Raw genomic sequence first — 1,051 nt, forward strand, 5'->3', positions numbered from 1 at the left:
TGGTCAATTACCTAATTTTCAGGGAAAAAATCCCTAAATTTTCCCCCCAATCACTCCAATGGTAGGCACTTTTTCAGGGAAAAAAAGTCTAAAAGCCTTATCCAACAAGGTTTTTAGATTTATTCAGCAAACCCTAATTAGTCCAGCAAAATTAATTTTCTAGGTTCGAGTGGACAATCGCCAATTCTTGCCGCCAAACTAGCAGGGATTTCTCCCAAGCTAGTTCCCATTTTTGCGCTAAAAAAGGTCGAGTATTTTTGCCCAAATTATAGGCGATGACAATCTCTTCCCAGAGAGAGGCTAAGGAAAGTGGCGAAGAAAATAAAGCTCCGAATAATCCCCCTAAAAGTAGGACAATAGCTAGAGGGCGACGAGTTTGACTTAATTCAAAAGCTTTCAGTTGCAATTCTCCCATCGCATCGACACCAAAACCCGTTACTATATGCCAGATATCGTGAGTTTGCCGTAGGCGAAGCAGCAGATAATCTGTGTCGGAATTGACCTGAATAGACCGATAAAAATTAGGATCAAAATTGAAACTAATTAGGTGAGTAGCATAATGATAACCCTGGGAATCCTCTGGGAGTTTCAGCAGGGTTTCTAAACAGGGACTAGCGGCCAGATATCTTTGGGCAATTATTTGAGCGGTAGCTCGATCGCTTTTTTTATAATTTTATATTTTATAACCCCCTATTATTCGAGTTCTTGAGGTTCAATAACCAACTTAATTCCCTGAATAATTAATTTGATTTTTTCCTGAGAAAGTCTTCCGATAGACTCCGTTAAAAGACGCTTATCAAGCGTGAAAACCTGTGAAACATTAACAACACTGGATTCAGGTAAATTCCCTTCACCCTCATTCAATAAAACATTACCAATAGCTTTTGCTCGTCTCAAATTGGTTGTTAATAGACACACAATAACCGTCCCAATTTGTGACTGATTCAGAGCATCATTTTGCACCACAACACAAGGACGAAGATAAGCAGGTTCAGAACCTTGTGGTTCTCCTAAATCAATCCAATAAATCTCTCCTTGAAAAATCGTCATA

1 protein-coding gene and 1 pseudogene are annotated in these 1,051 nt (G+C 39.1%); both read right to left on the reverse strand.

Annotated features, from left to right (window positions below; genetic code table 11):
* Positions 1 to 151: 151 nt before the first annotated feature.
* Positions 152 to 646: pseudogene (locus tag O9332_RS09040) on the reverse strand (Coq4 family protein); the annotation flags it as partial.
* A 47-nt stretch (positions 647 to 693) separates the two neighbouring features.
* Entirely contained in the window at positions 694 to 1,050 is a 357-nt protein-coding gene (locus O9332_RS09045) for a type II toxin-antitoxin system PemK/MazF family toxin (protein WP_002764333.1), read from the reverse strand.
* Between the last annotated feature and the right edge of the window lies 1 nt (position 1,051).

The sequence above is a fragment of the Microcystis sp. LE19-10.1B genome, from assembly GCF_027530565.1.
GTDB classification, from domain to species: Bacteria; Cyanobacteriota; Cyanobacteriia; order Cyanobacteriales; family Microcystaceae; genus Microcystis; species Microcystis aeruginosa.

Bases quoted from the DNA above. Each gene is read 5' to 3' on its own strand.
- O9332_RS09045 (WP_002764333.1), bottom strand. From the start codon at position 1,050: ATGACGATTTTTCAAGGAGAGATTTATTGGATTGATTTAGGAGAACCA.